Genomic DNA, 5,393 nt, shown 5'->3' with positions numbered 1-5,393 from the left:
CTGGGGGCAGCCGCACAGCTTCAGGCCCGTCTGGAGACCAAGGCAAATCAACACCCAGAGCATGCGTCTGAACCATCACAGAGGCCCTCACAGCCACCCTCACAGCAAACCGCTCAGGAACAGTCGCCGGTGGTGGTATCCGGGCTTGGTGTCACGGCTGGCGATAACGACCGATGGCTGCTTGCCGACATCAACCTGACGGTGCCCCCCGGGCAATGGATTGCCATTACCGGACCCTCAGGCAGTGGTAAATCCACGCTTCTGGATACCCTGGCGGGCTTCCGCCGTGCAACGGTGGGCAGCGTGCTGGTCAGCGGCCAGAAGCCAGGACAGTCGGCCATAGGCTGGCTGGGGCAATCCCCGTTTATCCGCCAGGGTTCCTGGGCGGACAACCTTCGGGTAGCGGCACCGAAGGCCTCCGACCAGGAACTTATGACAGCCCTCAGCAAAGTGGGCCTTGCTACGCTGGTTGAGTCCCGCCGGGATGGTCTGGCATCGGTTGTCAGCGAAGACGGCACCGGTTTGTCCGGAGGTCAGGCCAGGCGGCTGGCCCTGGCCCGGGTGTTCCTGGCCCGTCATTCACTGGTCTTGCTTGATGAGCCAACCTCGGGCCTCGATCCCGGCAGTGCAGCTGTCATCATTTCGGCCCTGGCAAACCTTCAGCGACAGGGTGTGACCGTCATTGTGGCCACCCATCACCCAGCCCTGATGGACGCGGCAGACCGGGTGCTCAAACTGGCCAACGGGAGATTGCTGAATGCGTGATCTGATCCCCTGGTTGCGACTGATCCTTCAGCAGCGCCATCGCCTCTGGTTTGGTGGCCTGCTGATGCTTGCGACACTGGCAGCCGGTATCGGTCTGCTGGGGCTGTCTGGCTGGTTCATAACCGCCACTGCCCTGACCGGCCTGTTGCTGACAGCCGGCGTCAGCGTAGCGTTCGATGTGTACGTGCCGGGAGGCGGTATCCGGTTCTTCGCGCTGACCCGCACCGTCAGCCGATACTACGAACGACTTTATAACCACGATACGGTGCTACGCATGCTGGCCCGTATACGGGTTCGTTTTTTTGAACAACTGGCTGGCAGCCCTGCCTCCAGACGCCCTGCCCGGCGTTCCGCCCATTGGCTGAACCGGCTGACTTCGGACATTGAATCACTCGACAACCTTTATCTTCGTTTGCTGGCCCCGGCCGCACTGGCGCTGCTCAGTACATTGATGGTGGGGCTGCTGATGGCACTGGTGGCTCCCACGCTGCTCTGGTCCATGCTGCCGCTGGCCCTGCTGCCACTGATACTGGTGCGACTTGCCCGACGCAATCTGATGCTGACCTCCAGCCTCGGAGAACAACTGCAGACCCTGAGAGGCGACCTGGTGGATGTCATGGAGGGCCACCGGGAACTGGCCGCAGCCCTGCTCTGGAAGCAGCAAACGGACCTCCTGGTTGACTCCGGCCAGCATCAGAACCGGCTGACCCTGGCCGCCGAGAAGGAAACGGCAGATGCCCAGGCGTTGCTGCAGGCAGCAACCCAGATGAGCGTTTTTGTGGCCCTGATCATCGGTTTGGGATTATGGCAGGACGACGCGCTTTCCGGGCCGGTCGCACTGATGTTCGCCCTGGCCCTGTTCGGACTTGCCGAGGCGTTCATCAATTTGCCGGCCGCCTTTGCCCAGACCGGACGTACCCTGGGCGCAGCCCGCCGCCTGAATCAGGATACTTCAGGCGCTGCCTCATCAGGTCCAGCGGCGGTTTCAACCCAAAACCCGGACCCATCGGCCACCAAGGCAACGCTCAGGCTGGAATCGGTCACCCGATACATCAATGGGGAAGCGCTGTTTGCCCCCCTGAACCTGACCCTGCAACCAGGCGAGCATCTGGGCATTGTGGGCCCCTCCGGCTGCGGCAAGTCCAGCATTCTCGATATGATCGCCGGGCTGGTAGCGCCGGACGATGGCACTATTACGGTGGAAGGGCACAGCCTGAGCACTACCAGCCCGAAACAATGGCTGACCGGCATCAGCTACCTGCAGCAATCCCCCTGGTTATTTGATACCACAGTGGAGCAGTACCTCCGGCTGGCGGACCCCACGGCAGACGATGGCCGATTGTGGTCAGTACTGCACGCGGTGGACCTGGATGAACTGGTGGCGTCCCTGTTTGACGGCCTGTCGAGCCCGCTGGGGGATCAGGCCGGACTCTTGTCCGGTGGCGAGCGCCGTCGTCTTGCCCTTGCCCAGACACTACTGAAACCGGCCCCGCTGGTGCTGCTGGATGAGCCCTTTACCGGACTGGATGGGGGAACCGCAGCCAGAGTCCGGGAAGGCATACGTCCCTGGCTTGCCAGCAGGACCTGTGTCATGGTCGCCCATGGGGATCACTCGCTGCCCCCGGCGGACCGGGTGATGGTTCTGGGGTAAGCGAAGAGACTCCCCGACTTCGCCCCGGTATTGAGTCAGGTCAAGCCCGGAGTCCTGAACCCCTGAAATAATGCGTGCACAGGTCTGGTTGACTGTTTACGAGACCATGACCAGACTTGATAACTACCGCATACCTGCGTCAGAATCCGCCCATCCAGGCTGAAAACTTCAAGGGTCAGAGTGGTTTACCTAAAAGCGTTTGCTCACGCATTGCTGCACGCCTTCAAAAACCTCCTGCCCATTGTGGTGGTCGTGGTGTTTTTCCAGCTGGTGATTCTGCAGCAGGTCCCCGACAACACCCTGAGCATGATCATTGGCCTGATCATTGTGGCCTTTGGCGTCGCCCTGTTCCTTCAGGGGCTTGAGCTCAGCATCTTCCCGGTCGGCAAAAGCCTGTCGAACCAGTTTGCCCGCAAGGGTTCCGTCCCCGTTCTGCTTGCTTTCGGCTTTGCCATCGGCTTTTCCGCGGTGGTGGCGGAACCGGCCCTGATCGCCGTCGCCCAGCAGGCCCAGGACATTAGTGAAGGCCGGATTGATGCCCTCACCTTGAGGCTGCTGGTGGCATTCTCCGTTGGCATGGTCATTGCGCTGGGGGTGTTCCGCACCATTATGGGTTACCCCCTGCACTGGTTCATGATCATCGGCTACATCGTCGTGGTTGTAGTGACCTGGTTCGCCCCGGAAGAAATCGTCGGCCTGGCCTATGATTCCGGCGGGGTAACCACCAACATCGTGACCGTGCCGCTGATTGCCGCGCTGGGTATCGGCCTGGCGTCGTCGATCCGTGGCCGGAATCCACTGATGGACGGCTTTGGCCTGGTGGCACTGGCGGTAATGGTGCCCATGATCACCGTTCAGCTTTACGGTATCTTTGTGTTCAGCGGTCCTGACCTGTCAGCAGACGTCTCGATGCTTGCTACCGGCGATGAAGACGCGCTGTCCGGGCCCCTCAGGATGCTGCTGGAACTGGCGGAGATGTTTCGGGATGTACTTCCGATCATTCTGACCATTCTGTTCTTCCAGTATGTGGTGCTCCGTAAAGGCCTGTCGAATCCACGCAAAATACTGTTCGGATTCCTGTTGGTGATCATCGGACTCTACGCATTTGTGGTTGGGCTGAAGCTGGGCCTGTTTCCCATCGGCACCAGTATGGCAGAGCAACTGATTACACTTGAGGGCTTCGTTTTTGTCTATCTGTTCGCCTTCATGATCGGTTTTGCCACCACTATGGCAGAACCGGCGCTCATCGCTATTGGCCAGCAGGCTGAACAGGCAGCCTCTGGTAAACTTGACGGCAATGTTATCAGGATGCTTGTAGCGGTCGGTGTGGCCGTTGGTATTACCATTGGCGTGCACAGGCTGATCGTGGGCGGCTCGATACATTACTACGTTATCGGTGGCTACTCCCTGGTGATCATTCTGACCGCGCTGGCCCCCCGCTATATCATAGCTCTCGCCTATGATCTTGGCGGCGTGACAACATCGGAAGTGACGGTTCCACTGGTTACTGCGCTGGGGATTGGCCTGGCCTCCCATATTGAAGGACGTAACGTACTGATCGACGGATTCGGGCTGATTGCCTTTGCCTCGATTTTTCCTATCGTTACCGTTATGTCCTACGCCATTGTTGCGCAATGGCTGACAACCCGTCAGGAAAACAGAGAGGTTGAGACATGAAATTCTCCGTACTTGGCGCTATCGTGCCGGAAGACCTGGAACAGGAATGCATAGACACTGCCCGGGAACTCGGCGCCGGGGGCATCACCGTGCTGTCCGGACGCGGGATCAGCAACACCACCCGCAAGACCTTTTTTGGCCTGACCTATGATGGCAGTCAGAGTGTGCTGGTCATGGTTCTGGAGAAAGGCCTGTCACTTGAGGTTCTGAAAGCCATTCAGAAAATTCTGATGCCCGGCGAGAAGGACTCTCAGGGGCTGGTCTTCACGTTACCACTGGAACATCTGGGCGGTATCGACATGTCCCAGTATGAAAAATTTGAACAACACGTCAAAGATTCAACCTGGGAGTGAGCTGACATGTTACTGGTCAAGAATGTGATGGTCACGGATGTAGTGACCGTGTCGCCCTTTGCCAAACTTCGCGAGGCGCTGAGCCTCATGAAGAAGCACAAACTGAAATCCCTGGTGGTTGAGCGCCAGAATCCTCATGACGCCTGGGGGCTTATCACCTACACCAACGTGCTCAAGACGGTCATTGCCGAGGGCGGTGATATCGACCTGATCAACGTGTATGACGTGTGTGCAAAGCCTGCCATTTCTGTTGGTCAAAGCCTGTCCATCAAGCACGTGGCGAGCCTGATGACTGAACATCGGGTTAAACGGATACTGGTGCTCAATGACAACGAACTGCTGGGCTTTGTGGCCATGGATGACATCATGGATGCCCTGCTCGACAAGATCGAATAGGCCCGCCGTTGGCGGGCCTGTCGGGATTGCAGGTCGTTTACCAGAGTGCTTCAGACCACGTCGAACGTCATTTTTGCCTCACTGCGAAGCCGTTCCAGCAAAGGCTCACCCATCAGTGACGCCGGCGTCCAGAATCCACCTGCGCGGGCCCGGGGAACATCGAACGCCAGGCACTGGACCGCCTGAGCCAGAATCAGGCTGGTGGAGCCATAGCCTGGGTCACCCTGCCCGGTCACCTTGACCATCAGGCTCTGGCCGCCCTGGGTGGTACCCATAAAGCGCAGATCATAGAAGCCGGACTCCTGGGCTTTACGGTCAGGCCCTTCCCCGGGGGCGGGCACGACAAACTTCTCCAGCAACCAGCGTGTGGGCTTGATGGCAGTTGCCACCGCAAAGCCACCCAGGGCGGCTGCAATAGACAGTGCCGTTGCGCGTCCTTTCAGGCCCTTGCCGGTCATCATCGCCTCATCGTAACGGAATTCCCGTCCGTACTCCGCCTCCAGCAAGGCATTGGTGCGGTGAACAACGCGGGTATTGATGGCTGCCATAAT

Annotated in this window: 5 protein-coding genes and 1 pseudogene; 5 read left to right on the top strand and 1 reads right to left on the bottom strand. The window is 59.2% G+C overall.

Features of this window, described 5'->3' with window-relative positions; all coding sequences use genetic code 11:
• From AAC035_RS18225 to AAC035_RS18205, 5 genes are all read left to right on the top strand, one after another.
• Window positions 1–765: ATP-binding cassette domain-containing protein (locus tag AAC035_RS18225; protein WP_339806522.1), on the top strand; the 765-nt coding region annotated here is incomplete at its 5' end.
• On the top strand, window positions 758–2,416 hold the full coding sequence (gene cydC, locus AAC035_RS18220; protein ID WP_339806521.1) for a thiol reductant ABC exporter subunit CydC: 1,659 nt from the start codon (window positions 758–760) through the stop codon (window positions 2,414–2,416). The genes AAC035_RS18225 and cydC, both read left to right, overlap by 8 nt.
• A gap of 180 nt (window positions 2,417–2,596) precedes the next feature.
• On the top strand, window positions 2,597–4,093 hold the full coding sequence (locus tag AAC035_RS18215; RefSeq protein WP_339806520.1) for a DUF1538 domain-containing protein: 1,497 nt from the start codon (window positions 2,597–2,599) through the stop codon (window positions 4,091–4,093).
• Complete coding sequence (locus tag AAC035_RS18210; RefSeq protein ID WP_339806519.1) at window positions 4,090–4,446, top strand: transcriptional regulator; 357 nt, start codon at window positions 4,090–4,092, stop codon at window positions 4,444–4,446. Before AAC035_RS18215 ends, AAC035_RS18210 begins: the two co-directional genes overlap by 4 nt.
• A gap of 6 nt (window positions 4,447–4,452) precedes the next feature.
• Window positions 4,453–4,842: a CBS domain-containing protein gene (locus tag AAC035_RS18205; RefSeq protein ID WP_339806518.1), complete on the top strand. Its 390-nt coding sequence runs from the start codon at window positions 4,453–4,455 to the stop codon at window positions 4,840–4,842.
• Between the two features lie 50 nt (window positions 4,843–4,892).
• On the opposite strand, the pseudogene AAC035_RS18200 reads toward AAC035_RS18205, so the two are convergent.
• Window positions 4,893–5,393, bottom strand: a pseudogene (locus AAC035_RS18200) (saccharopine dehydrogenase); the annotation flags it as partial.

This window comes from uncultured Marinobacter sp., assembly GCF_963974375.1.
Classification (GTDB): domain Bacteria; phylum Pseudomonadota; class Gammaproteobacteria; order Pseudomonadales; family Oleiphilaceae; genus Marinobacter.
This window is presented reverse-complemented; position numbering and strand designations above follow the sequence as displayed.

Bases quoted from the DNA above. Each gene is read 5' to 3' on its own strand.
- AAC035_RS18205 (WP_339806518.1), top strand. From the start codon at position 4,453: ATGTTACTGGTCAAGAATGTGATGGTCACGGATGTAGTGACCGTGTCG.
- cydC (WP_339806521.1), top strand. From the start codon at position 758: ATGCGTGATCTGATCCCCTGGTTGCGACTGATCCTTCAGCAGCGCCAT.
- AAC035_RS18210 (WP_339806519.1), top strand. From the start codon at position 4,090: ATGAAATTCTCCGTACTTGGCGCTATCGTGCCGGAAGACCTGGAACAG.